Genomic DNA, 26,060 nt, shown 5'->3' on the forward strand with positions numbered 1-26,060 from the left:
TTTATTGGTTTAATCGATAAAAACATGAAAGTTAACTAAAAAAGCTATCTTTATTTATTATTAATTAATCAAAAACTTTTTCAATATGAAAAAAAACTACACAATTTTAGTCGTTATTTTAACGCTTTGCGCTTCTTTGTCAGCGCAAACGGTTCTATTTGATCAGCCCTCTATTGGCGGAAACGGAATCGTATCTGATGTTTTTACAGATATACCTGGTGCTGTTTATTCTACAGATGATTTTGAATTAACATCAACTTCTAGAGTAGAAGAAATTACAGCCTATGGTTTTCAGAATTTAGGTACATTTTCAACACTTGCAACTGGTTTAGATGTATACATTTATACTGATGCTTCTGGTGTACCTTCTTCAGACCCTTTCTCTCCAGGTACTGGAGTTTTAGAAATAATAAACCTAGATATTGCTGATCCATCACTTACAATTAATGATGATACAGCTTCAGGATCTGTAGATATTACTATTGATGTAACTGCAGCTAATGGTGGAGATTTAGTTCTCTCTGCTGGAACATATTGGTTAGTTGTAGCACCAGTTATGACTATGGATGATGCTGATGGAGACGAGCGTTGGAACTGGTTTACTGCTGCAGCACCTACAGTTCTTTCAGAAGCTCACCTCATAGATAATGGTGTTTTTGGAATTTCTACTTGGACTTCTTTTTCTGGTTTAGGTTTAACTTTTTTTTCAACAGCTTTTACAATTAGTGGAACCCCTAATTTAAGTGTTGGTGACGAAAATTTAAGTACTGTTGAAGTTTTCCCTAATCCTGCTAAAGATGTTATAAATATCGAAAGCGTTAATGAGTTAACTAACATTGAGTTATTTTCTGTACTAGGAAAACAAGTATACAAAGGTACAAACGAAAGAACTATAGATATATCCAACCTTAATACAGGTGTTTACTTATTAAAGTTAAGTAATGACTCAGGAAGCGTTACCAAACGTATTGTTAAGGAATAATAAATCTTATTAGCATAACGAAAAGCTCCTTAGTTACTAAGGAGCTTTTTTTGTTATCTTTGCCAACCTTTTCAGTGGAAAGATCATGGAACGAAAAAAAGTCGCATTTTATACTTTAGGTTGTAAGCTTAACTTCTCTGAAACCTCTACAATTGCCAGACGTTTTATAGACGAAGGGTTTGATCGTGTAGACTTTAAATCAGCAGCAGATATTTATGTTATTAATACTTGTTCTGTAACCGAAAATGCAGATAAGCGTTTTAAAACCATTGTAAAACAAGCACAGAAAATTAATCCAGGAGCTTTTGTGGTTGCAGTAGGTTGTTATGCTCAACTCAAACCACAAGAATTAGCAGATGTTAATGGTGTAGATTTGGTTTTAGGTGCAACGGAGAAGTTTAAGATTACAGATTATATCAATGACCTTACTAAAAACGATTATGGCGAAATTCACTCTTGCGAAATTGAAGAAGCCGATTTCTATGTTGGTAGCTACTCAATAGGAGACCGAACTAGAGCCTTTTTAAAAGTCCAAGATGGTTGCGATTATAAATGCACCTACTGTACAATTCCTTTAGCACGAGGTATTTCTAGAAGTGATACCTTAGAAAACGTTCTTAAGAATGCTCAGGAAATATCTGAAAAAGGAATTAAAGAAATCGTATTAACTGGAGTAAACATAGGTGACTATGGAAAAGGTGAGTTTGGTAATAAAAAACACGAACACACGTTTTTTGAACTTGTTACCGAATTGGATAAAGTACAAGGTATTGAACGACTAAGAATATCATCAATAGAGCCCAACTTACTTAAAAATGAAACTATAGATTTTGTGGCTACAAGCCATAGTTTTGTGCCTCATTTTCATATACCATTACAGAGTGGTAGTAATACTTTACTTAAATTGATGAGACGACGTTACTTGAGAGAATTGTACCAAGATCGTGTTCATAAAATTAAAACCGTAATGCCAAATGCTTGTATAGGTGTTGATGTTATTGTTGGTTTCCCTGGAGAAACAGACGACTTATTCTTAGAAACCTATAATTTTCTAAACGAATTAAATATATCCTATTTACATGTATTTACCTATTCTGAGCGTGAGAATACTATGGCAGCTGAAATGGAAGGCGTAGTTCCTAAAAATGTTAGAGCAAAACGAAGTAAAATGCTAAGAGGTTTATCTGCTAAAAAACGAAGAGCATTCTACGAAAGTCAGATAGGTAATACACTTACAGTGTTATTTGAAGGCGAAAACAAAGAAGGGTACATACATGGTTTTACAGAAAATTATGTAAAAGTTAAAGCACCTTGGAATCCAGATCTAGTTAACACATTACATGATGTAGAACTAACTAAAATAGACGACGATGGATTGGTAAGGTTTGAGTTTATCCATGAATTAGTCTGATTATTTGCGTCTTACATCAAAATTATAGGTAGTTCAACTAATTTATTGAGCCAGAGAAGATTTCCTAGATAGATTTACATCTGTAATTAAAGCCCCAAATTATGAAATCTTTTAATTATTGCCTTTTACTGCTTGCTATCGTATGCTCTAGTTGTTCTAAAAACGACACTATTGAAGATGTTTCTATTATTGGAGAATGGGAATTAACCGAGTGGAGAGTAGGATTAGAAGCAGATATTAATAAAGATGGTGTTTTTAATCTAAACTTATTAGATGAAGTTGATTGTGATAACAGTGAAATTATCACTTTTGATGCTGATAATACTATATCCTTAGTTATTGAATACAATCCTAAAATTTATGTAACATCTAATGAAAATACTGGCGATTATCAATTTCATCTTAGATGTGATGAAGGCATTATAGGAGCATCTTCTACTTATGTAGTTAGCAATAATACTATAGAAGCTTTTGGAGGAACATATTATAAAGACAATAATTTACTTATAGTAACAACAGGTTATGCAATTGAGGTATATAACGAAGATCTTACTGAAATCATTGGAGTTTTAACCTCTGAGAAAACATATACTAAGTTGTAACAAAAGAATGATCCATAAAAAAAGCCTCAATACTATTGAGGCTTTTTTTATTTGATTTTTTTTAATGCTTAAATACGTACACCAACTGGTAACATACGTTTGTAAGCTCTATTACGTCTTACAAATTTAGCAATCTGTGGACTTGTTGGTACCACGCTAATGTTACGCTCTTTAATGTTATCAAATACAAGTTTTAAAAAATCTTCTTCAAATCCTTCATCGTTAATCCCTTCAGGGATTTCTAGTTTAGTTAAAAAGATTTTTCGTTCTTGTAACGAGTATTCAATTTTTGCAAGTTTGTCGTCAATTTTTAATTCAAATTGGCGTAGAAAATCGTTGTCAATTAATTCAGCAGCTTCTGTCATTATAATTAGTTTTAATCCAACGGTCGGTTAGGAGAGAATCTATAGTTTCTATAGATTTGCAGTGCAAAAGTACGAAAAAATATACTAAGATTAAAGTTTTACTCCTGTAAATCCTTATGAGTCAAGATATCATACACCTTTATTTAATGCCAGGAATGGCTGCAAATCCAACAATTTTTGAGCACATTAAATTGCCTGAAAGTCAGTTTAAAATTCTTTGGTTAGATTGGCTAATACCAGAACCTAATGAACATATAAAAGCTTATGCACAGAGAATGAACGCTCGTATAACAGAATCTAATGCTGCGTTGCTTGGTGTATCATTTGGAGGTATTTTAGTCCAAGAGATGAGTAAACTTAGAGACTTTAAAACAGTTATTGTTGTCTCTAGTGTAAAATCTAAACACGAGCTTCCTAAACGCATGAAACTTGTAAAATTAACCAAGGCATATAAGATTCTTCCAACACAGTTGGTTAAAAATATCGACTATTTAGCTAAATATGCCTTTGGCGAAACCATTACCAAGCGTTTAGAATTATATAAGAAATATTTGTCTGTTACAAATAAACGTTATTTAGATTGGGCCATTAAAGAAGTTGTGTGTTGGGAACAAAATGAGCCTTTAAAAGGTGTAATTTATATACATGGCGATAAAGACCCTGTATTTCCGCATTCCTGTACAGAAGATACTCTGGTTGTAAAAGGCGGAACTCATATAATGATCATTAATAAATACAAGTGGTTTAACGAGAATCTTCCGAGTCTTCTTGTTAATTAAATTTGCTTACGACCAATAATTTATTACATTTAAAAAAAATTCTACTTATGACCTTAATAAAGAACGCTTTAGCAGCAATCGGATTACTATGTTTATCTGGTCTTTTTATTTTTGCTGTACAAAAAGCACCCTCAGACGCTAGTGTTAAAAAAGAACAACCTTTAGTTAATGATTATAATGTGTACGCCTTAACTGTACCTGAAAATTTAGACTTTGCAGGCGAAGCAATGCCACTTCAAAATCCAGATATATTAGAACGTATGGATAGAGAGCTGCTTGTAAACACCTATTGGCAATCTAATGGTTTATTAATGTTTAAACGTTCTAAAAAGTATTTTCCAATTATAGAGCCAATTCTTGAAGAATATGATATACCTAATGATTTTAAATATTTGGCTGTAATAGAAAGTGGATTAACAAATGCAGTGTCTCCTGCTGGAGCAAGAGGTGTTTGGCAAATAATGAAAACTACAGGTCGTGAAAATGGACTTGAAGTTAATACTAATGTAGATGAACGTTATCACCTAGAAAAAGCCACACGAGTAGCTTGTAAGTACTTATTAAAAGCCAAAGAGCGTTTAGGGTCTTGGACACTTGCTGCTGCAGCTTATAATGGTGGTAATGCAGGAATTTCGAGACGATTAAAACAACAAGATGTTAGCGATTACTATGATTTATTATTAGGCGAAGAAACTGGTCGTTATGTGTTTAGAATTGTGGCGCTAAAAGAGATATTAAGCAACCCTTCAAAATATGGTTTTAATTTCCAAGAGAAGGATTTATACACCTATATTCCAACTATTAAAGTTGCAGTAGATACAGCAGTAACTGACTTTTCTAAATTTGCTCAGAAATTTGGGATTAACTATAAAATTTTAAAAATTCATAATCCTTGGTTACGCGAGAAGCATTTAAATAATAAAAGTAGAAAACAATATTATATAGATATACCAAAAGAAGGCTATTATTCTAAGCCTTAACAGTTTCTATATTTATCATTTAAACCAATGCCTTGAAGAATCATTGGTATAATTTTTTCTAAACGCGATTGCTTTGTAGCATCGCGTTTTGCTGTTGTAATATACTCACAATATTCTCGCTGTTTAAAAGGCGTTAATACTGCAAAGCCATTTTTTAAATCGGGTTGATTATCTAATTCTGTTTGTAATATAGGTGGAATAACAGTTGCCTTTTTTTTACGATTTGGTTTTACCTCCAACCCTTGTTTTTGATTGTCTATAGCCTCTTTAATATAGTTTAGAATAAGTGGTTCGTTAAGCTCAGAAATAGCAGCAAAACGCCATTGACGCATACCTTTTGTTTTCCCTTCTTGCGCATTTATTAAGACTTGCTCTTTATCTTTTAAAAACACACCATTAAAAAACCATAACCCAAAATACTCTTTAAAGGCTCCAATACCAATAACATTTTTGTTATTAACGGTGTAAGTAGGTATACTCCATTTTATGGTTTCTACCAATTCTGTTTTGAGCAGTATGTTACGCAATGCCGTTAAGGCCTCTGCCCATTTTGGGTGTAATTCTAAGTATTCTTCTACAGCGTATATTTTTTGCATGGATAAACCTAATACTAAAACCTTACTTTACATTTCTTAGGAAGCCAAGACTTAATCTTTTCAACATCAGCTTCAGAGATCTTGGTTTTCTTAATATTAAGAACTTTCAAGTTTTTTAAGTTTTTGATGCTCTCAGGTAAAGAAGAAATTTGAGTTCTACTTAAGTTGAGTCGTTTTAGGTTAGTTAAATTTCCTATTTCATCTGGTACACTTGTAATAGAACTATCCATAAGATTAATTTGTTCAAGGTTGGTCATATTCCCAATTTCTGCTGGCAAACGTGTAAAAGAATAACCACCTGTAAATACGATACCTTTTACATTGAGTTGTGTAACTTCAACCGGAAACTCAGTTAAATCACCATCAAAAACACTCATCATTACTAAGGTAGGACCATATTGACCTTGATTAATATTACTTTTGTAAATACTTCCACCACTTGCTGCAATAGAAGCCTCTTTTTTTGCATCTTTAGCATAAAAATGATGTTCTCCTGCCAATTCATCAGCTTTATTTTCTCCTAAGTCTTTTACTGTAATATTAATTTTATCATTAGCCATAGCTGTTTTATTTAAGGCTGTAAAATCAATAGAGATATTTGGATTTGCTGCCATACCTTTTTGCTGATTTGTTATAAGCTGCGATAAATTTATAACCTCTGGGCTAGTGCCTCTAGATACAGCATTATTATAGGTATCTGCATGTAGTCCAAGATATTCCATAGCTTTATCAAAATCGAACATCTGATAGTGTGCTGTCGCTAAATTTATATATAAACCACGCACAACTCTATCATTAATCTTTGCTCTATTATTATCTGTATTATAGTCTTTTACATGTGTTAACCAGGTGTTCACAGCGATCATCAATTCATCCAAAGATTGCTGATTAATGTTACCTTGCTTGTGCATACTGTCATAAGCAGATATGGCTAGTTGCTGAGCTTTATCTAAAGCGCTATAGTCATAGTCTTTACCACCTTTACCTGTATATACATTAAGTGAATAGCTAACATAACCCATTTTAAACGCGTTTTCAGCTCTACTTTGTGCGTCTTCAAATGTGCTACTTTTAATTCTATTATGTTGCTCTTTTAGCCAAGTCTCATTATCTTTTTCCCAGGCCTCTTCTAGTACCTGAGGATGCCAATAGCACTCATCTTTACCGTAGACAAAATTTACAGGATCACTAAAAATGCTAGTTGTTGTTTTATAGTTATTAAACGCTTCGGCGTATAAAATATCTCCAGAAGATGATTTAATAATGAGGTAAGCATCTGGTACATCTGCAGTAACTCTATATTGATATACAGTTATGTTCTTAGCATCTTTTAATACATTTTTACTACCAGAAGCCACGCATACATTTTCTCCCTTAAACTGCTCAGGCGAATTAAAATTGGTCATAGGCATAGCAAAGCTATAAGTAAAATCATTTGGATTAGAACTTGCTATATCATAAGATGGGATTGCAAAATAGACTGATGAGGCTGACTCTGCCTTAGCTCTTTGCGCTTGTAATGTGATGCTGAAAAGGCTTAAAACAAGTAAGGTGATAATAAATCGGTACAATGACATGGTTAGTGTTTTTTAGTGTAATGCCAAATGTAATAAATTTTATAAAAGTGTGTAACTAAATTTTGGTGATGCGCTTAAGGATTGATAATCGAAGTTAGCTTTTAATATGTACAAAGTCAATACGTAAGTTTACATATAAAAAAATCCTGAGGTTTAGCTCAGGATTTTTAATTTTCTATAGAAAAGTATGATACTGTTATTCCTCAACCAAAACCCATTCGCCTTTAGCAATTAGAGGTTCTGCTTGTTTGTATTTAACCGTTTTGTTTTCGCCACTAATGACATGTTTTATGGTAACACGATCGTTACGACCAATTTTTGGACGCTCTCTAACAATAGTCTCAACCACTTGTTGTTGCTGTCTAGAAGTACCTGCTCCTGCAGCTCTGCTCTGTGCTGCACGCTCATCCATGTTTGGAATTTCGTCTTTCTGCGTTTGTAATTTTTCTTGTTTACGTGCTCCTGCTTCTCTAATGGTGTTTTGTGTTTCTGTTGGAATTTCGCCTTTAAATAAGAATGAAATCACATCTTTATTCACTTGGTCTATCATAGATTTAAACAACTCAAACGCTTCAAACTTATAAATAAGTAAAGGATCTTTTTGTTCGTGTACTGCTAATTGAACTGATTGCTTTAACTCATCCATTTTACGTAAATGCGTTTTCCAAGCATCATCTACAATAGCTAATGTTATATTTTTTTCAAAATCATTAATTAACTGAGTTCCTTTAGTTTCATAAGCTTTTTCTAGGTCTGTAACCACTTGTAGATTCTTTACACCATCTGTAAAAGGCACAACGATACGCTTGTATTTATCGCGCTGATTTTCATAAACGTTCTCTATAACAGGGAAAGCCAATTCTGCATTACGTTGCATTTTATCTCTGTAATGTGCAAAGGCAGCTTTATAAATTGTTCCTGCAATCTCTTGAGGCGCCATCTTTTTAAATTCGGCCTCAGAAATTGGTGAACTCATTGAGAAATATCGAATCAACTCAAACTCAAAGTTCTTGAAATCGTCTGCTTCTTTATTGGTGTTTGCAATACCTTCTGAGGTATCAAAAATCATGTTTGCTAAATCTACACGAAGACGCTCTCCGTGTAAGGCATGACGACGACGTTTGTAAACAACCTCACGTTGAGCATTCATAACATCATCATATTCTAATAATCGTTTACGAACACCAAAGTTATTTTCTTCAACTTTCTTCTGAGCACGCTCTATAGATTTTGAAATCATAGAATGCTGTATAACTTCGCCTTCTTTTAATCCCATTCTATCCATCATCTTGGCAATACGCTCACTACCAAACAAGCGCATTAAATTATCTTCTAAAGACACATAAAACTGCGAACTTCCTGGATCTCCTTGTCTACCAGCTCTACCTCGCAACTGACGGTCTACACGACGAGAATCGTGACGCTCTGTACCAACAATGGCTAATCCACCAGCGGCTTTTACTTCATCTGATAGTTTAATATCTGTACCACGACCAGCCATATTAGTTGCAATAGTTACTTGACCGCTTCTACCAGCTTCATCTACAATCTCTGCTTCTTTTTTATGTTGCTTTGCATTAAGTACGTTATGAGGAATTTTTCTGATGCTTAGCATCTTACCAAGTAGCTCACTGATTTCAACGTTAGTAGTACCAATAAGTACAGGTCTACCAGCATTAGACATGTTAACCACATCGTCAATAACAGCGTTATATTTTTCGCGCTTTGTTTTGTAAACTAAATCTTGTCTGTCGTCTCTTGCAATTGGTCTATTGGTAGGAATTTCAACTACATCTAATTTATAGATTTCCCAAAATTCACCTGCTTCAGTTACTGCTGTACCTGTCATTCCAGACAGTTTACGGTACATTCTAAAATAGTTCTGTAACGTAACTGTGGCAAAGGTTTGTGTAGCATCTTCGATCTTTACATTTTCCTTGGCTTCAATGGCTTGGTGTAATCCGTCACTATAACGACGACCATCCATAATACGACCAGTTTGCTCGTCTACAATCATCACCTTGTTTTCCATAACCACATACTGAATGTCTTTTTCAAACAAAGCATAGGCTTTTAATAACTGGTTAAGTGTATGTATACGTTCAGACTTTACACTGAAGTCTCTAAACAGTTCTTCTTTTTTCTCAGCTTCTTCTTCTTTAGATAATCCTGCATCTTCAATTTTAGCAACTTCAATTCCCATTTCTGGCATAACGAAGAAATCTGGATTGTCTTTACCAGAGAGGAATTCTACACCTTTATCTGAAAGTTCTACCTGATTATTTTTTTCATCGATAACGTAGTAGAGTTCTGCATCAATTTTTGGCATTTCTCTGTTGTTATCTTGCATGTAAAAATTCTCAGTTTTTTGAAGTAAGAGTTTAATTCCTTCTTCACTCAAGAATTTTATTAAGGCTTTATTTTTTGGTATACCTCTAAATACACGTAGAAGTTTAAAACCGCCTTCTTTAGTATCACCTTCAGCGATTAGTTTTTTAGCTTCGGCTAAAACACCAACGAGGTATTTACGTTGTACTTCAACTAGCTCACTAACCTTAGGTTTTAATTCTGTAAACTCATGCTCATCACCTTTAGGAATAGGACCAGAGATGATTAAAGGTGTACGTGCATCATCTACTAATACAGAATCGACCTCATCTACAATAGCGTAATGGTGAGGACGTTGTACTAAATCGTCTGGTGAGTGTGACATGTTATCGCGTAAATAATCAAAACCAAACTCGTTATTTGTACCGTAAGTAATATCTGCATTATATGCTTTTTTACGAGCTGCAGAGTTAGGTTGGTGATAATCTATACAGTCTACACTTAAGCCATGAAACTCAAAAATTGGAGCCATCCATGCACTATCTCGTTTGGCTAAGTAATCATTTACTGTTACTAAGTGTACACCTTTACCTGCTAAGGCATTAAGATACACAGGAAGCGTTGCTACAAGTGTTTTACCTTCACCAGTTTGCATTTCTGCAATCTTACCTTGGTGTAAGGCTACACCACCAATAAGCTGAACATCATAATGAATCATGTCCCAAGTTATAGGCTTACCAGCTGCATCCCAAGAATTTGCCCAAGTAGCACTATCACCATCAAGCGTAACATAATCTTTTGAGCCCGAAATTTCTCTATCAAAGGCATTGGCTTGCACTGTAATAGTGGTATTATGAACAAAACGTTTTGCTGTTTCTTTGACTACAGCAAAAGCTTCTGGTAAGATGTCGTTAAGTACATCTTCAGTAATGGCATAAACCTCGTCATTAATACGGTCTATTTCTAAATAAATATCTTCTCGCTCATCAATATCTTCTGTTGTTTCTGCCTTAGTTTTAAGCTCATCAATTTTAGCGTGAAGTGGTTGACGTGCCTCTGCTATTTTTGTTTTAAACTCCTGGGTTTTATCTCTAAGCGCATCATGTGATAAACTCTCGAGTTTAGACTCAAAAGATTTTACCTGTTCTACAATAGGCATAATGCCTTTTACATCTTGTTTTGATTTGTCTCCGACAAATACTTTTAATACAGAATTTAGTAAACTCATCTGTTGGTATATTTTGGTTTTTAGTGCTTAATGATATGCCTTTAGCACTAGCTTTTTATTTTAAATCTTATGAATAACCATTAAGGTACCCAAAGATACATTTTGTGTTAGGTCTATGAAAGATAGCCACAAAAAAAAGTCTCTATTAGAGACTTTTTTTTACTATTCTTTTTATTATTTAATATTCGTCCTCATTCCAGAGGTAATCTTCGTCTGTTGGATAATCTGCCCAGATTTCTTCGATAGAGTCATAAGAGTCGCCTTCGTCTTCAATAGCTTGTAGGTTTTCAACCACTTCTAATGGAGATCCGGTTCTAATAGCGTAATCTATCAATTCGTCCTTTGTAGCTGGCCAAGGTGCATCACTTAAATAAGATGCTAATTCTAATGTCCAATACATTCTTTATTCGTTTTAATTTTTTGCAAAAATAAATTTTTAGTTTAAAAAGTCAAGAAAAAAATGAATTAATTAATCATTAATATAAAGAGCGTTTAATTTTCTCCTACACTTATAGTGTTTAAAAGGAGTTTGAGAAAATAAATAATCACTTAAAAATAACTATGATTCCTTTTTAGGAATCCACTTTATTTCTTCTGCTTGTAAATCGTAGGTCAACTTCCGTGCCAATACAAAAAGATAATCTGAAAGGCGGTTAATATACATCAATGTTTCAGCTTGAAAAGGCTCTAATTCATTGAGTGCAGAAGCTAAACGCTCACCTCTTCTGCAAACACAACGTGCTATGTGACAGAATGACACAGTTTGATGTCCACCTGGTAATACAAAATGCGTCATTTGAGGTAATTGAGCATTCATAGCATCCATTTCTTTTTCTAAGAGCTCAATATCATCATTAGATATTTTAGGAATATTTAAGCGTTGTTTGCCACTTTTTAGTAAAGCTTTCTCAGGATCTGTTGCTAAAATTGCACCAACAGTGAATAAACGATTCTGAATTTCCATGAGAATAGACTTATGATGTTTATCTATTTCTTGGTCTCGGATGAGTCCAATGTATGAATTTAGTTCGTCTATGGTACCATAACTATCAATACGAATATGATGCTTTGGTACACGTGTTCCGCCAAATAGGGCAGTAGTTCCTCTATCTCCTGTTTTAGTATAAATTTTCATATTGTAAAGATAACTCTTAAAAGAGAAAGGCTAAAAATGTTGAAGCTATTAATTGTTGAAATGTTTAGGCTTTAGCTGTAAGCAATAGGCTTTGAGTATTCCTTGTAATTAATAAACTCCACTAACCACTAACCACTAACCACTAACAACTAACCACTAACCACTAACCACTAACCACTAACCACTAACTACTGCCTCGTATCACTTTCTATAATACCATCACGTAATCTTATAACACGCTTGGCATGCGCAGCAATATCTTCTTCATGTGTTACCATAATTACTGTGTTCCCAGCTTTATGGATTTCATCAAAAAGATTCATTATTTCGAAACCTGTTTTAGAATCTAAGTTACCAGTCGGCTCATCTGCCAAGATTATTGAAGGTTTATTAACCAAAGCTCTACCTACAGCTACACGTTGTCGCTGACCACCTGAAAGCTGGTTTGGTTTATGATCCATTCTGTCTGCTAAACCAACATCTGTAAGAACTTCTTCAGCTCTAATAACACGTTGTTTTTTTGAAGCTCCTGCATATATCATAGGTAAAGCAACATTGTCTAAAGCAGTTGTTCTTGGTAATAAGTTAAAGGTTTGGAATACGAAACCTATTTCTGTATTTCTTATATCAGCTAGTTCATCATCAGTCATTTGGCTAACGTCATTTCCGTTTAGAATATAAGAACCAGCAGTGGGAGTATCTAAACAACCCAAAAGATTCATTAGTGTAGATTTACCAGAACCAGATGGTCCCATTATGGCAACATACTCACCACGATCAATATCTAAGTCAATACCTTTAAGTACATGAACGGTTTCTTGCCCTAATTGAAAATCTCTAATGATTCCTCTTATTTTAATAACGTTACTCATAGACGCAATTTTTATTGGTTGATAAGATACATTGCAAGATACTAGATTTTGCTCTTAATAAGACGTTAAACTTTACGACTTGTTACACTCTTATTTTAAAATGTTGTTTGGGTTGTTCTTGCCTAAAAAAGACAAATCCCCAAAAAAATGTATCAATACTTAGGGTAACCTTAGGATGAGCTTTAATTATATTCCAAGCTTTTGTCATGCCTTTAGACCAATAAATATCGTCAAAAATAAAAACTGAGTTATTAGTAGCTTTTGCTAGAAGCATTTCAAAATAATCTATTGTAGCGGCTTTATTATGGTGACCATCAAAGAAAATAAAATCAAAATGAGTTTGAGTTAAAGTTGGAATTACGTCTTTAAAATGACCACTTAAAAAATTGACATTATTTAGGCTTTTACAGAGTGAATTTTTGGTGAAATCTGAAGTTTGTGGGCATCCTTCTATAGTAGTTATCTCACTTTCTGTATGTCCAAGTGCCATAGCATTAGTTGCTACACCTAATGACGTACCAAGTTCTAGAGCGATATTTGGTTTAAAATAATCGAATATACGATACATTAAATACATACTTTTATCTAAACTCGCAGAAGTCTTTGCAATATTTGAAACTGCTCTTGAGTTGGTTTTAAAAGTTTTTGATCCTTCACCCAAATCATTTACATTAATAGTCTCATTAGAATTGATTAATGAAGTTTTATAGGATTGAAGTATAGAATAATCTTTGTTTTTAGAGGTGTTATAAAAACATTTAGTTAACAAATCGTAAACGAATGGCGAATGCACACCATGTTGGTTGGTTGATTTTATTAAGAATTTTAAATAGGCTAGTGTTTGATACATATTAAGATTCAAATTTTTCAGAAAGCTCAAACCAACGCAACTCTTTGGTTTCAATCATAGATATAATTACTTGCAATTCTTCAGATAAATTATTGATATCGTCTTGGCTTAATGTGGCATCATTAAATTTTGCTTCAAGCGCTTTTTTATCGAGCTCTAGTGATCGTATTTTACTCTCTAAATTTTTAAGTTCTTTTTGTTCATTGTAAGAAAGTTTGTTTTCTTTATTTTGTTTAGAACTGTTATTATTATTGTTGAATTTGGTTTCATTGATTTTAGGTGTGCTTTTTTTGTACTCACGATAATCTGAATAATTACCAGGAAAATCTGAGACTACACCATCACCTTCGAATACAAATAAATGATCTACGATTTTATCCATAAAATAACGATCATGTGATACCACAAGTAAACACCCTGGAAAATCTAATAGAAAGCTTTCTAGAATGTTTAATGTTACAATATCTAAATCGTTTGTAGGCTCATCAAGAATTAAAAAGTTAGGATTCTGAATCAAAACTGTGCATAAATACAATCGTTTGCGTTCTCCACCACTGAGCTTTTCAACATAGTCGTACTGTTTTTTTCTGTCAAATAAAAAACGCTCCAGTAACTGTTGCGCGCTTATTTGCCTGCCTTTTGCTAAAGGTATATAATCTCCAAACTCTCTGATGACTTCGATGACTTTTTGCTGAGGTTTAATAATAATACCATCCTGATTGTAATAACCAAACTTAACAGTATCACCAACGACAACTTTTCCAGAATCGGGTTCAAATTGTTTAGTTAAGATATTAAGAAATGTGGTTTTGCCAGTTCCGTTTTTACCAATAATACCAATGCGTTCCCCTTTTTTAAATGTGTAGTCAAACCCCTTTAATATAGACTTATCTTCAAATGTTTTTGATACATTATGAAGCTCTAAGATTTTACTACCTAAACGCTTCATATTTATTTCTAATTGTATCTCATGATCCTTACGTCTTTGATGCGCTCTAGATTTAATATCATGAAAATCGTCTATCCTAGATTTAGATTTAGTAGTGCGCGCTTTTGGTTGTCTGCGCATCCACTGCAGTTCTTTTTTGTACAATTGTTTGGCTTTACCAGTTTCAATGGCCTCTTGTGTTATACGTGCTTCTTTTTTTTCGAGGAAGTAAGAGTAATTACCTTTATAAGTGTACAAATGCCCTTGGTCTAGCTCTATAATGGTATCACAAACACGTTCTAAGAAATAACGATCGTGTGTAACCATAAACAAAGTCATTTGAGCCGATTTAAAATACTCTTCTAACCACTCTATCATTTCTAAATCCAAGTGATTAGTTGGCTCATCTAATATTAAAACATCTGGATTACTTATTAAAGTTTGTGCTAAGGCTAAGCGTTTTTTTTGCCCACCAGACATAGTTTTTACCTTCTGATGGATGTCGTTGAGCTTTAATTGTGATAATATTTGTTTGTATTGTGTGTCAAATTCCCATGCATTATTGCGATCCATAGCTTCGAAGGCTTCTTGATAACTGTCCTGGTCATCAGGATTTAATAAAGCCTTTTCGTAGTTGGAAATTAGTTTTAGTATTGGGAGATCTGAACTAAAAATAACCTCTTCAATCGTATTGTTTTCATTGAACTTGGGCTCTTGAGATAAAAACGTAAACTGGATTCCTTTTCTAAAAACAACCTGACCAGAATCGGTTTGGTCATGACCAGAGAGTATTTTTAGAATAGAAGTTTTACCACTACCATTTTTTGCGATGAAGGCAATTTTTTGATCTTTATGAATACTAAAGGATAAGTTGCTAAATAACTCTAGTTCTCCATAAGATTTAGAAATGTTTTCAACTGTAAGGTAGTTCACTCTTTTTTTTTACAAATAACGGAAATAAACCAAAAACCTAATCTTTAGTTTTTATATTATTTTGGTTGCGTTATATTTGTGACTTACAGAAATTTTTATGAAGCACCTTTCTATATTACTTATACTTGCTGTTTGTTTGGTTTCTTCATCATGTATACCTCTAAAAGATCAAGTGTATTACCAAAATAAATCGGGGAGTTTAGACTCTATTTCTAGGGTTATTGAACAATCTAAACCTTATCGAGTTCAGATTAATGACATTTTAAATATTAGAATAAAAGTTTTAGACCAAGAGAATGTTGAGATTTTTAATCCAATAGGTGAAAAGAATCTGAATGCAGAATCAGCAGAACGTGCATATTTTGATGGCTTTACAGTTGATTTGGGTGGTAATATACGCATACCAGAGCTTGGAGAGCTTAACGTGCTTGGATTTACGACAAAAGAGATTGGAGAGGAAATAGAGAATAAATTATTAGAGGATCAATTTAAAGAAACGGCTAATATTTTTGTGACTGTTAAGCTCGCTGGGTTACGTTACACAACAAGTGGAGAAATGGGTAGTACTGGTACACAAGTAGTTTTCACAGACAGATTAAATATTTATGAGGCTATAGCCAATGCTGGAGAGATTAAGATAACAGGTGACCGTAAAGATGTGATGATTATTAGACAATATCCTCATGGTCAGCAAATTCATCATATTGATTTAACTAATATTAATGCGATGTACTCACCTTATTATTATATCCAACCCAATGATATGATTTATGTTAAGCCTTTAAAGCAAAAAGTTTGGGGTACTGGTGTTACTGGACAACAAACGTTTACTTCAATAGTTGCAATTACTACTTTTATTACTACTACTATTTTGCTAATTGATCGTCTATAAATTATGTCTGAAGAATTTGAATTAAATGATGAGTCAAAAGGCAAAATTGCTTTCGATTTCCGCGGATATTTGTTTAAAGTATTAAATCTTTGGAAACTAGTTGTTTTTTCTATTGGTGTTGCTCTTTTAATTGCCTATTTAATTAATGTAAGAAAGCAAAATGTATATCGTTTAGAGTCCTTAATTAATGTAGAAAGCGAACAAAATCCTTTTTTCACAGCAAATACGAGTATTTCATTTAATTGGGGCGGCGTTTCTGGTAAAGTAGGAAAAGTGATAACTGCTATTAAAACTAGAACGCATAATGAGGCAGTAGTTGATTCCTTAGAGTTTTATATGAATTACTATGTACAAGGAAAATATAGATTAATAGATATATACAAAGAGGCGCCTTTTGTATTTGAGATTAATAAATCCTATGGTCAAATCTTAGGGACACCAATACTAATAAAATTTAAGGGTTCTGATCAATTCGAAATTTCTATACCCAATACGCTTAATACCTTTATGGTTCAACGTTACAAAGATAAACAAAGGTACAGAATTGATAACGTTAATAATACTTACAAAGCAACCTACAGTTTTAATGATTCTATAAAGCTTCCATTTTTAAATGGTATTATTAAACAAAGAACAAACAAAGTCGTAAGTAAGGATTCAGAATATTTTCTTCAGTTCTCAAATTTCGATGGTGTCGTAAATTCATATAAGACTACTATAGCAATACGACCATTCAGTTCTTCATCATCAGTGTTACAATTATCTCTATCGGGTACAAATAAGGCAAAAATTGTAGACTATTTAAACGCTACTGCATCTGTTTTAAGTAAGGTAGAATTAAAACGAAAAAATTTATACGCCTCTAATACTATAAAGTTTATAGATAGCAGTTTAGAGGCCGTAAATATGAATTTAAAGGGATTTTCTGATGAAATGAACGACTTTAGAAAAAAGAATAAAGTCTTTGATGTAAATGAAGAGATGCTGAATTTATCTGAAAAACTTAAGAATTATGATTTGCAAAAAGAGGACGAAAATACCAAACTTCAATATTTAAATCGTTTAGAAGACTACTTGCAATCAAAAACAGATTACACTAATATTGCAGCACCATCATCTGTTGGAATTTCAGAAAATAATATAGCAGCGAGTGTATCTAAAATCATAGGGTTATCTATAGATCGGCAACGTTTAGAGTATACTACCAAAGAGAGTTCGCCATTATTTAAGGATTTAGATCGACAAATAAGTGCAGAAAAAAATGTGTTATTAGAAAATATTACTTCAACGCGCAGCACCATCAGTTTACAATTAAATTCTATATCTAGAAAAATAGCCAATCTAGAAGCTCAATTACAAGGTTTACCAGAAGATCAGCAAGAATACCTTAAGATTCAACGTAAAATGAATATAAGCCAAGAGGCTTATGATGTCTATTTGGCAAAACGAAGTGAGGCCGCTATTGTTAAAGCAGCAAATGTCTCAGATATTGCTATTATTGATGAAGCTAAGGATATTGGAGGTGGCAAAATAGGACCTAATAAGTCCTTAAATTATATGATGGCTTTGATGATGGGCTTTTTTATTCCAATGTTTTTCATTTTTGTGATTTATCTTTTGGATAATACCATTCATGGTTCAGATGAAGTAGAGCAATTATCCACCATACCCATTTTAGGTTTAATTGGTAAGTATAATTACAAAAATAACTTAGTGGTTTTTGAGAAACCAAAATCTGCAGTTGCAGAGTCTTTCAGATCTATGCGTTCTAGTTTACAATTTATTTTCAAAAATCAAGGTTTTGAGAATAGAGGTAAAGCATTAATGATAACCTCTTCTGTTAGTGGTGAAGGCAAAACGTTTTGCTCTATAAACATGTCTACAGCCTATGCACTCTCAGGTAAAAAAACGATATTACTAGGGTTAGATTTAAGAAAGCCTAAAATTTTTGGAGATTTTGATATTACCAATGATAAAGGTGTGGTTAATTACCTAATAGACGATGTTAGTTTAGACGATATTATTTTTAAATCTCACATTCCTAATTTAGATATTATTCCATCAGGACCAGTACCACCCAATCCTTCCGAGCTACTCATGAGTAACAGAATGCGTGATTTAATGACGCGTTTAAAAGAAGATTATGATATGTTGGTACTAGATACACCGCCTTTGGGTCTTGTTACAGATGCCTTTGAGATTTCTAACTATGCTGATGCCTCTCTATTCATGATACGTTTAGATTACACAAAAAAAGGGATGTTATCACTAGTTAATGCTAAACATCGTGCTGGAGAAATTAAGAATATTAGTTTTGTACTGAATTTTTACAAGCATAAAACAAACCATAATTATGGTTATGGTTATGGTTATGGTTATGGTTATGGCTATGGCTATGGTATTTATGGTGAAGCTTATCATGAAAATGATAAAAAATCAATTTTTAGAAGAGTTAGACGCTTTTTAAAACGAATTTAACCGTATTATTAGTTGTATAAACCACTTAAAGGATAAGAGTTAACATACATCGATTTTATATAAAAAAAAATTAAAGGTTGTAGTTTTTACTTAGATTTGCCCACGTTATATCATAATAACATAGAATATGAAAATGCCCACAAATATTGCAATAATCGGTTTAGGATATGTAGGTTTACCTTTAGCTGTTGAGTTTGCAAAACATTATAACACCTTAGGTTTTGATATTAATCAGAAACGTGTAGATGATTTAAGTACTGGTATAGATACCACTTTAGAAGTTGATACTATGTCTTTGAAAAAGGTTTTGGTATTTAACTATAATCAAGATAAAGGATTATTTATAACAACCAGAAACGATGAGCTAAAAAACGCTACAACGTTTATTGTTACAGTGCCAACACCTACAGATCACCTTAATAAACCCGTTTTTACACCATTAATTAAAGCAAGTGAAACAGTTAGTAAAGCTTTAAAAAAAGGGGATATCGTCATTTATGAATCTACAGTATATCCTGGAGCCACTGAGGATGTATGTGTACCTGTGTTAGAGCAATTTTCAGGTCTTAAATTTAACGAAGATTTTTTTGTAGGTTATTCACCAGAACGAATTAATCCAGGAGATAAAGAACATACCGTAACAAAAATATTGAAAGTAACTTCTGGCTCAACACCTCAAGTTGCCGAAATTGTAGATAATCTCTATAAATCTGTAATTACAGCAGGTACACACTTGGCGCCTTCAATAAAAGTTGCTGAAGCCGCAAAGGTTATAGAAAATTCACAACGCGATATTAACATTGCTTTTGTTAATGAACTATCTAAAATATTTAGACTATTAGATATTGATACTAAGGCGGTTTTAGAAGCAGCAGGTACCAAATGGAATTTCCTAAAATTTTCTCCAGGTTTAGTTGGCGGACATTGTATAGGAGTAGATCCATATTATCTGGCGCAGAAAGCTATAGAGTCTGGTTATAACCCAGAAATTATCTTAGCTGGTCGAAAAATGAATGATAGCATGGGAGCTTATGTAGCACAAGAAACTGTAAAGCTAATGATAAAGAAGGGTGCACGTATAAAAAAATCGAAAGCTCTCGTATTAGGAATTACATTTAAGGAGAATTGTCCGGATATACGAAACTCTAGAGCTATTGATATTATAAGAGAATTAGAAACGTATCATATAAATGTTGATGTATATGATCCTTGGGCTAACTATGCCGAAGTTAAACATGAGTATTCTTTAGATCTAATAACCGATAAAAACCTTATACAAGATAATTATGATGCGATTATACTAGCAGTATCACATAAAGAGTTTTTGCAATTAGATCTAAAATCTTTAAAATCGGATAGTTGTGTGATTTTTGATGTTAAATCGTTATTACCTGCAGATCAAGTAGATGCAAGATTATGATGTATACCAAAGCTTATCATACAATAGATTTATCTAATTACAGTTTTTTAATTACAGGTGGCGCTGGATTTATAGGGTCTAATCTTGTGGAATATTTATTAAAATACAATGCTAAAACCGTACGTGTACTCGATAATTTTTCTAATGGTTACAAAGATAACCTTGATGAATTTATGGATAACCCTTCTTTTGAATTATTAGAAGGTGATATTAGAGATTTAGATACCTGTAAATCTGCTATGAATGGTATAGATTTCGTATCGCACCAAGCAGCATTGGGTTCTGTACCACGTTCTATAAATGATCCTAGAACATCAAATGATGTTAATATCACTGGGTTTTTAAATATGCTTATTGCACTAAAAGAAACTAGTTCAGTAAAACGTATGGTCTATGCAGCATCTAGTTCTACGTATGGCGATAGTAAAGTGTTACCAAAAGTAGAAGATCAGATTGGTAAACCTTTATCGCCCTATGCAGTGACTAAGTATGTTAATGAATTGTATGCTGATGTCTTTGGAAAAACCTATAACACAGATGTCATAGGTTTGCGTTATTTTAATGTCTTTGGACCAAAACAAAGTCCAAATGGAGCCTATGCAGCAGTTATTCCATTGTTTATGCAGGCTCTAAAAGATGCAAAATCACCAACTATAAATGGAGATGGAGGACAGACAAGAGATTTCACTTTCGTTGATAATGCAGTACAAGCTAATATCAAAAGCTTTTTTGCAGGCAAGGAAGCTGCAAACGAAGTATTTAATGTAGCTTGTGGCGAACGTATAGATGTAAATTACTTGTGGAATTCGCTAAGAGATTCAGCAAACTCTACTATAGAAGCTAATTATGGCCCACCAAGACAAGGTGATGTAAGAGATTCATTAGCCAATATATCTAAAGCAAACAGCTTGCTAAAGTACAAACCAGAGTTTACAGTAAAAGAAGGTTTAAAAATCACTTGGCATTGGTTTTTAAAACAGTAATTCTTAGACTTAAAAGTAAGATTTAGTGTCAGTTTTGGTGCATAAAATTTTACATTCTTTGTCCTAATGTTATTATGGTTTTAGTATATTGGTCTAACCAAAAAAAAGACCTTCTTGAGCTCTACTAAATCAGAAAATTGGCTTTATACCATATCCTCAAAAAGGAAACTCATTGACTTTAATTTTAAGGAAATTTGGAGGTATCGCGATCTACTCGTCCTATTCGTGAAGCGCGATGTAGTTACAGTCTATAAACAAACTATTTTAGGGCCATTATGGTATTTAATTCAACCATTATTTACAGCACTAACATTTACTTTAATATTTAATAAAGTTGCTAAAATTGAAACTGGTAGCATTCCACCATTCTTATTCAATTTAGCAGGAATTTCTATATGGAATTATTTTAAAACCTGTTTAAATGCAACTAGTAATACCTTTAAGAGTAATTCCGGAATCTTTGGTAAAGTCTATTTTCCTCGTATTATTCTACCATTATCTATAATTATCTCTAACTTAGTGAAGTTTGCTATACAGATGCTCATTTTTATTATATTTTATATTTATTATGCGGCTAAAGGAGCAGATATCCAAATAAATTCAAGTATTGTATTTTTTCCAGTGCTCATAGTTTTAATGGGACTACTTGGCTTAGGATTAGGCATGCTAATTTCTAGCTTGGTTACTAAATACAGAGATTTAACCTTTTTGTTAAATTTTGGAGTACAACTATTAATGTACATTTCGGCAGTAATGTATCCTTTAGCCTTAGTAAGACAGGAGTTACCCAAGTTTGCTTGGATTGTAGAGTATAATGCTTTAGCTTATGTTGTAGAAACTGCACGATATATGCTCCTTGGAGAAGGTGTGGTTAAACCATTTGGTATTGTATATACAGTTGTGGTCACATTTGTTGTATTATTTTTGGGCATTATTATCTTTAATCGTACAGAAAAAACATTTATAGATTCCGTTTAGTTATGAGTAATGTTATTTTAAAAGCAGAACATATTTCTAAACAATACCGACTAGGTTTAGTTGGTACAGGTACCTTAAACGATGATTTAAAGCGTTGGTGGTACAGACTGCGTGGTAAAGAAGATCCGTTCTTAAAGATTGGTGCTGTAAATGATCGGAGTACAGCTGCAGAAAGCGATTATGTTTGGGCACTGCAGGATATTAATTTTGAAGTTAAACGTGGTGAGGTTCTAGGAATTATTGGTAAAAATGGTGCTGGTAAAAGCACATTGCTTAAAATTTTATCTCGCGTTACAGCACCAACCACAGGTGAAATTAAAACCAAAGGACGTATTGCTAGTTTATTGGAGGTTGGTACAGGGTTTCATCCAGAATTAACTGGTCGAGAGAATATATACTTAAATGGCGCCATTTTGGGTATGACCAAAGCCGAAATTCGAATAAAAGAAGAGGAGATTATAGATTTTAGTGGTTGCCAACGCTATATAGATACACCAGTAAAGCGTTACAGTTCTGGTATGCGCGTACGTTTGGCTTTTGCAGTTGCAGCGCATTTAGAACCAGATGTCTTGGTTATTGATGAGGTTTTGGCAGTTGGTGATGCTGAATTTCAGAAAAAAGCTATTGGTAAAATGCAAGATATTAGCCAAGGTGAAGGTAGAACCGTGTTATTTGTGAGTCATAATATGGCCGCTGTTCAGGATTTATGTACAAGAGTTGTCGTTTTAGACAATGGTAGTTTTACATTTGATGGGGAAGTTACAGAAGGTGTAAACTTATATTTGAACACTAAAAAAATTCATAGTGGGAGTATAGTATTTGATCAATCTGATTCGTTTTTTAAATCAAGATTTTACAGTTTTGAAATTATAAATTCTTCAAATAAAATTACTACAGAGTTTAATTCTGGTGATGTAATGAAATTTAACGTAAATATTCAGGTTAATTCAGAAATTAGAAATCCTGTTTTTAGTCTAAGACTAAGTGATATTAATAATGTGAATGTTATTACATGGCGCAGTAATGATTTTGTTGAAGAACCATTACCAAAAAACAAGAGATCTAATTTTAGTATAGAGTTGGTTTCTAAGAATTTGTTTTTGCTTGATAGTGTCTATAGTATTTCTATTAGTTTTTTAGATGGAAAAGAACTTTTGGATTATAAAGATAAATTTATTCATTTTGAAGTTTCACCAAATAAGCCCAGTGAAAAATATTATTCCATTACTAAGAAAAAAGCATCAAATAGTATAGTATATGCTGAGGCAGACTGGATAGTTAACTAATAATTATTATAATGAAAGTATGTGTGATCTCAGGAAGACATCCAAAGACTAAATTTGAATCTTCAATTAACCATAAAATTTATGCTGAGAAGCATCAATATTCCTATATTCATTGTGATTTTCCTACTAAGGCCAAAAATCCCTATTTTAATAAAATTTATTACATATTATCCTATTTAGATCTTTTTGAATATATAATTTGGATTGATGATGATGCTTTTTTCTTGAATTTTGATAAAGATATTATGGATTATCTACCTACAGGGAATAATTTCATTTCTTTTTGTAAAAGTCCAGATTTCAAAAAATTAAAAACATATTTAAGTTCTGGTCAATTTATTTTGAAAAGTAATAAATTATCTAAATCATTTTTAAATGATGTACTTAAGGTAAATTTAAAAGATGTAAAAAAATGGTGGTATGATGATTTAGGTTATTTTTCTAATGGAGATCAAGATGCAATAATATTCTTATTAAAAACTAATACTGATTATAATAATAAATATATGTTGTTTAATTATAAAGAGTTTAATAGTAGGCCAGAAAATTTATTTGGTATTGATACTCATAAACCTTTAATTCTTCATTTTACAGGAAAACCTAACATTAAGAAAAAAAAATATTTAAAAGTTCAAACTGAATATAAATTGTCACCCTCACTAGTCCAGGAGAAATATTTAAAGGATTATAAAATTATTCCTAATAAGAAAAATAGAAAAAAAAAATTAGTAAGTAAGTTATATAAATGGTTGTCCTCTTAAAAAAGTGTTTTAAAGAAAAAATCCCAGCAGAAATTAATGAAATATTTTCTAAATATGCCTATGTGTTTAATCCAAGTTTTATTAGACATAAAAACAAATCATTTTTAGCAATTAGAGCTTATGATAATGAACAGGATTCAATTGAAGCCCTACTAGTAATTTGGGGAGATTATTTTGAAACAAAAATCATAAAATTATCAGATTATTTCTCAGAAAAACTAAATTTAAACAAAATAGCTGACCCAAAATTATGTATTATTAATGATACAGTTTGGGGCTCTTTTAATACAGGATATTCACAAAAAGATAATAATAAGCTTGTTTTATTTAGTGTTGAAAAATTTAATATAAATAATTACTATTTATGTAATTATTATAATCGTAAAAAAGTAGAAAAAAATTGGGCTTTTTTTAGTGAAAACGAAAATATTTATGTCCTATATGGTATAAATCCTTTGATTATTTTAAAATTAGTAAAAACGGATTTATGTAATATGTATTTTGAAGATTACCAAACATTCAAATCATTGTCATATAAAAATTATACTATTGGTACTCCTTTAGTTAAAATTAATGGAGAATATTTTTTTATAGGCCACAGAAAATTTGTGAGAAAAGGTAAAAGATTATATTTAGGAAAGCCATTTAGGTTTGTTTTTTCAGAGCAAATAAAACTGAAATCAGAGAATAAATACTTACTACATTCAATAAAGGATTTGTTGGGGAGTAAGTATAAATTTAATAAAAACTTAATTTCCTGTACTTATTTTTCTGGAATAGATTTTTTTAATAATAACTTATATATTAGTTACGGAATTAATGATGTTAGATGGAATATTGTTAGAATAAGAATGAAAAAAATATGGCGTTAAGGACTTATTATTGGAATACTAGAAAAGTTTCGTTATTAAATTTCTATAAAAACAAATATTTCTACCCTGAAAAAAAAGTATTTAAGTATGGAAATGCTGGAGATATTTTAAATATAGATTTGATTAAATATTTATATCAAGAAGAGCCAGTAAATATAATTGATAAATCTAATAGATTATTATTAGTTGGATCTATTATGTCTATTATCCAAAATAAAGATGTAATTGCAGGAATTGGATGGAAAGGGAATGATTTATCTAAAAAACAAGAAGTTATAGAAAAGTCCAATGTTTATGGCGTTAGAGGTCCACTTACAAGAAATCTTTTTGAAAAGTATGGAGCAGATTTATCTAATCTTAAATTTGAATATGATCCAGGATTATTAATTAAAGAAATCTATAATATTGATGAGAATAATTGTAAGAATCAAAACATTATTTTTATTCCGCATTACAGAGATCTTTGGATATATAAAACTTATCCAAAAGGAATTAAAGTTGTAAACATTGATAACCATCCAAAAAAAATAATAAAAGAAATATTAAATGCAAAACTGGTATATTCAGCTTCATTGCATGGGATTATTTTTAGTCATGCATTAAACAAAGAATGTATTTTTGTTAAACCACAGTCTGATGAACCAATGTTTAAATATGAAGATTACTTTTTATCAATTGGATTAAACTTTCCTGAGCCAATCAAAAGTATAAATTCTATTAATTACTATTTAAATGAAGGAACTTTATTAAATAAAAAAATTTGTCTTGATGATTTTTGTTTTCCTGAGGTTGATTTTCTTAAGAGATCCAAGATAATTGTATAA

At 32.2% G+C, this 26,060-nt stretch carries 23 protein-coding genes; 14 read left to right on the top strand and 9 right to left on the bottom strand.

Going from position 1 to position 26,060, the window contains the following annotated elements; genetic code table 11:
* Window positions 1–85: 85 nt before the first annotated feature.
* The 3 genes from RM697_RS01585 to RM697_RS01595 all read left to right on the top strand — a co-directional run bounded on the left by RM697_RS01585 (window position 86) and on the right by RM697_RS01595 (window position 2,995).
* Window positions 86–982, top strand: a complete 897-nt coding sequence (locus tag RM697_RS01585; protein ID WP_311426089.1) for a T9SS type A sorting domain-containing protein — start codon at window positions 86–88, stop codon at window positions 980–982.
* Between the two features lie 85 nt (window positions 983–1,067).
* Window positions 1,068–2,393, top strand: coding sequence for a tRNA (N(6)-L-threonylcarbamoyladenosine(37)-C(2))-methylthiotransferase MtaB (gene mtaB / locus RM697_RS01590; RefSeq protein WP_311426090.1), 1,326 nt, complete (start codon window positions 1,068–1,070; stop codon window positions 2,391–2,393).
* Between the two features lie 101 nt (window positions 2,394–2,494).
* Window positions 2,495–2,995, top strand: a complete 501-nt coding sequence (locus RM697_RS01595; protein ID WP_311426091.1) for a hypothetical protein — start codon at window positions 2,495–2,497, stop codon at window positions 2,993–2,995.
* A 68-nt stretch (window positions 2,996–3,063) separates the two neighbouring features.
* Here the strand turns inward: RM697_RS01595 and RM697_RS01600 are convergent, their stop codons facing one another.
* On the bottom strand, window positions 3,064–3,360 hold the full coding sequence (locus RM697_RS01600; protein ID WP_311426092.1) for an N-acetyltransferase: 297 nt from the start codon (window positions 3,358–3,360) through the stop codon (window positions 3,064–3,066).
* Between the two features lie 116 nt (window positions 3,361–3,476).
* Between RM697_RS01600 and RM697_RS01605 the strand changes: the two genes are divergently transcribed.
* Complete coding sequence (locus RM697_RS01605; RefSeq protein ID WP_311426093.1) at window positions 3,477–4,139, top strand: alpha/beta hydrolase family protein; 663 nt, start codon at window positions 3,477–3,479, stop codon at window positions 4,137–4,139.
* Between the two features lie 47 nt (window positions 4,140–4,186).
* The gene (locus RM697_RS01610; protein ID WP_311426094.1) at window positions 4,187–5,119 is read left to right on the top strand and encodes a lytic transglycosylase domain-containing protein; all 933 of its coding nucleotides are present in this window, start codon (window positions 4,187–4,189) and stop codon (window positions 5,117–5,119) included.
* Here RM697_RS01610 and RM697_RS01615 read toward each other — a convergent pair.
* The 8 genes from RM697_RS01615 to RM697_RS01650 form a co-directional block, all read right to left on the bottom strand.
* Window positions 5,116–5,715, bottom strand: a complete 600-nt coding sequence (locus RM697_RS01615; RefSeq protein WP_311426095.1) for a YdeI/OmpD-associated family protein — start codon at window positions 5,713–5,715, stop codon at window positions 5,116–5,118. The two genes, RM697_RS01610 and RM697_RS01615, sit on opposite strands and share 4 nt — an antisense overlap.
* Before the next feature lie 14 nt (window positions 5,716–5,729).
* A complete protein-coding gene (locus RM697_RS01620; protein WP_311426096.1) occupies window positions 5,730–7,292 on the bottom strand; it encodes a leucine-rich repeat domain-containing protein in 1,563 nt (520 codons plus the stop codon).
* Between the two features lie 196 nt (window positions 7,293–7,488).
* Window positions 7,489–10,848 (bottom strand): preprotein translocase subunit SecA, encoded by a 3,360-nt coding sequence (gene secA / locus RM697_RS01625; protein ID WP_311426097.1) that lies wholly within the window; start codon window positions 10,846–10,848, stop codon window positions 7,489–7,491.
* A 178-nt stretch (window positions 10,849–11,026) separates the two neighbouring features.
* Window positions 11,027–11,248, bottom strand: a complete 222-nt coding sequence (locus RM697_RS01630; protein WP_311426098.1) for a DUF2795 domain-containing protein — start codon at window positions 11,246–11,248, stop codon at window positions 11,027–11,029.
* 159 nt (window positions 11,249–11,407) lie between these two features.
* A complete protein-coding gene (locus RM697_RS01635) occupies window positions 11,408–11,983 on the bottom strand; it encodes a cob(I)yrinic acid a,c-diamide adenosyltransferase (RefSeq protein WP_311426099.1) in 576 nt (191 codons plus the stop codon).
* A gap of 188 nt (window positions 11,984–12,171) precedes the next feature.
* Window positions 12,172–12,855 (bottom strand): ABC transporter ATP-binding protein, encoded by a 684-nt coding sequence (locus tag RM697_RS01640; protein WP_311426100.1) that lies wholly within the window; start codon window positions 12,853–12,855, stop codon window positions 12,172–12,174.
* 82 nt (window positions 12,856–12,937) lie between these two features.
* Window positions 12,938–13,705 (bottom strand): O-methyltransferase, encoded by a 768-nt coding sequence (locus RM697_RS01645; protein WP_311426101.1) that lies wholly within the window; start codon window positions 13,703–13,705, stop codon window positions 12,938–12,940.
* Between the two features lies 1 nt (window position 13,706).
* Complete coding sequence (locus RM697_RS01650; protein ID WP_311426102.1) at window positions 13,707–15,566, bottom strand: ABC-F family ATP-binding cassette domain-containing protein; 1,860 nt, start codon at window positions 15,564–15,566, stop codon at window positions 13,707–13,709.
* A 97-nt stretch (window positions 15,567–15,663) separates the two neighbouring features.
* Between RM697_RS01650 and RM697_RS01655 the strand changes: the two genes are divergently transcribed.
* From RM697_RS01655 to RM697_RS01695, 9 genes are all read left to right on the top strand, one after another.
* Window positions 15,664–16,458 carry a polysaccharide biosynthesis/export family protein gene (locus RM697_RS01655; RefSeq protein ID WP_311426103.1) on the top strand — a complete coding sequence of 265 codons (795 nt, stop codon included), beginning with the start codon at window positions 15,664–15,666 and terminating at the stop codon, window positions 16,456–16,458.
* Window positions 16,459–16,461: 3 nt separating this feature from the next.
* Entirely contained in the window at window positions 16,462–18,936 is a 2,475-nt protein-coding gene (locus tag RM697_RS01660) for a polysaccharide biosynthesis tyrosine autokinase (RefSeq protein ID WP_311426104.1), read from the top strand.
* A 127-nt stretch (window positions 18,937–19,063) separates the two neighbouring features.
* A complete protein-coding gene (locus tag RM697_RS01665) occupies window positions 19,064–20,356 on the top strand; it encodes a nucleotide sugar dehydrogenase (protein WP_432277874.1) in 1,293 nt (430 codons plus the stop codon).
* The gene (locus RM697_RS01670; RefSeq protein ID WP_311426465.1) at window positions 20,356–21,339 is read left to right on the top strand and encodes an SDR family oxidoreductase; all 984 of its coding nucleotides are present in this window, start codon (window positions 20,356–20,358) and stop codon (window positions 21,337–21,339) included. Before RM697_RS01665 ends, RM697_RS01670 begins: the two co-directional genes overlap by 1 nt.
* A gap of 114 nt (window positions 21,340–21,453) precedes the next feature.
* A complete protein-coding gene (locus tag RM697_RS01675) occupies window positions 21,454–22,317 on the top strand; it encodes an ABC transporter permease (RefSeq protein WP_311426105.1) in 864 nt (287 codons plus the stop codon).
* Window positions 22,318–22,319: 2 nt separating this feature from the next.
* The gene (locus tag RM697_RS01680; protein ID WP_311426106.1) at window positions 22,320–23,603 is read left to right on the top strand and encodes an ABC transporter ATP-binding protein; all 1,284 of its coding nucleotides are present in this window, start codon (window positions 22,320–22,322) and stop codon (window positions 23,601–23,603) included.
* A gap of 11 nt (window positions 23,604–23,614) precedes the next feature.
* Window positions 23,615–24,364, top strand: a complete 750-nt coding sequence (locus RM697_RS01685; protein ID WP_311426107.1) for a putative nucleotide-diphospho-sugar transferase — start codon at window positions 23,615–23,617, stop codon at window positions 24,362–24,364.
* Window positions 24,349–25,236 carry a hypothetical protein gene (locus RM697_RS01690; RefSeq protein ID WP_311426108.1) on the top strand — a complete coding sequence of 296 codons (888 nt, stop codon included), beginning with the start codon at window positions 24,349–24,351 and terminating at the stop codon, window positions 25,234–25,236. The genes RM697_RS01685 and RM697_RS01690 overlap by 16 nt, the downstream gene beginning before the upstream one ends.
* Entirely contained in the window at window positions 25,227–26,060 is an 834-nt protein-coding gene (locus RM697_RS01695; RefSeq protein WP_311426109.1) for a polysaccharide pyruvyl transferase family protein, read from the top strand. The genes RM697_RS01690 and RM697_RS01695 overlap by 10 nt, the downstream gene beginning before the upstream one ends.

Origin of the sequence: Microcosmobacter mediterraneus (genome assembly GCF_031846265.1) — a bacterium.
Lineage (GTDB): Bacteria > Bacteroidota > Bacteroidia > Flavobacteriales > Flavobacteriaceae > Microcosmobacter > Microcosmobacter mediterraneus.

Coding starts and splice junctions, on each gene's coding strand:
- RM697_RS01585 (WP_311426089.1), top strand. CDS start 86: ATGAAAAAAAACTACACAATTTTAGTCGTTATTTTAACGCTTTGCGCT.
- mtaB (WP_311426090.1), top strand. CDS start 1,068: ATGGAACGAAAAAAAGTCGCATTTTATACTTTAGGTTGTAAGCTTAAC.
- RM697_RS01595 (WP_311426091.1), top strand. CDS start 2,495: ATGAAATCTTTTAATTATTGCCTTTTACTGCTTGCTATCGTATGCTCT.
- RM697_RS01600 (WP_311426092.1), bottom strand. CDS start 3,360: ATGACAGAAGCTGCTGAATTAATTGACAACGATTTTCTACGCCAATTT.
- RM697_RS01605 (WP_311426093.1), top strand. CDS start 3,477: ATGAGTCAAGATATCATACACCTTTATTTAATGCCAGGAATGGCTGCA.
- RM697_RS01610 (WP_311426094.1), top strand. CDS start 4,187: ATGACCTTAATAAAGAACGCTTTAGCAGCAATCGGATTACTATGTTTA.
- RM697_RS01615 (WP_311426095.1), bottom strand. CDS start 5,715: ATGCAAAAAATATACGCTGTAGAAGAATACTTAGAATTACACCCAAAA.
- RM697_RS01620 (WP_311426096.1), bottom strand. CDS start 7,292: ATGTCATTGTACCGATTTATTATCACCTTACTTGTTTTAAGCCTTTTC.
- secA (WP_311426097.1), bottom strand. CDS start 10,848: ATGAGTTTACTAAATTCTGTATTAAAAGTATTTGTCGGAGACAAATCA.
- RM697_RS01630 (WP_311426098.1), bottom strand. CDS start 11,248: ATGTATTGGACATTAGAATTAGCATCTTATTTAAGTGATGCACCTTGG.
- RM697_RS01635 (WP_311426099.1), bottom strand. CDS start 11,983: ATGAAAATTTATACTAAAACAGGAGATAGAGGAACTACTGCCCTATTT.
- RM697_RS01640 (WP_311426100.1), bottom strand. CDS start 12,855: ATGAGTAACGTTATTAAAATAAGAGGAATCATTAGAGATTTTCAATTA.
- RM697_RS01645 (WP_311426101.1), bottom strand. CDS start 13,705: ATGTATCAAACACTAGCCTATTTAAAATTCTTAATAAAATCAACCAAC.
- RM697_RS01655 (WP_311426103.1), top strand. CDS start 15,664: ATGAAGCACCTTTCTATATTACTTATACTTGCTGTTTGTTTGGTTTCT.
- RM697_RS01660 (WP_311426104.1), top strand. CDS start 16,462: ATGTCTGAAGAATTTGAATTAAATGATGAGTCAAAAGGCAAAATTGCT.
- RM697_RS01665 (WP_432277874.1), top strand. CDS start 19,064: ATGAAAATGCCCACAAATATTGCAATAATCGGTTTAGGATATGTAGGT.
- RM697_RS01670 (WP_311426465.1), top strand. CDS start 20,356: ATGTATACCAAAGCTTATCATACAATAGATTTATCTAATTACAGTTTT.
- RM697_RS01680 (WP_311426106.1), top strand. CDS start 22,320: ATGAGTAATGTTATTTTAAAAGCAGAACATATTTCTAAACAATACCGA.
- RM697_RS01685 (WP_311426107.1), top strand. CDS start 23,615: ATGAAAGTATGTGTGATCTCAGGAAGACATCCAAAGACTAAATTTGAA.
- RM697_RS01690 (WP_311426108.1), top strand. CDS start 24,349: ATGGTTGTCCTCTTAAAAAAGTGTTTTAAAGAAAAAATCCCAGCAGAA.
- RM697_RS01695 (WP_311426109.1), top strand. CDS start 25,227: ATGGCGTTAAGGACTTATTATTGGAATACTAGAAAAGTTTCGTTATTA.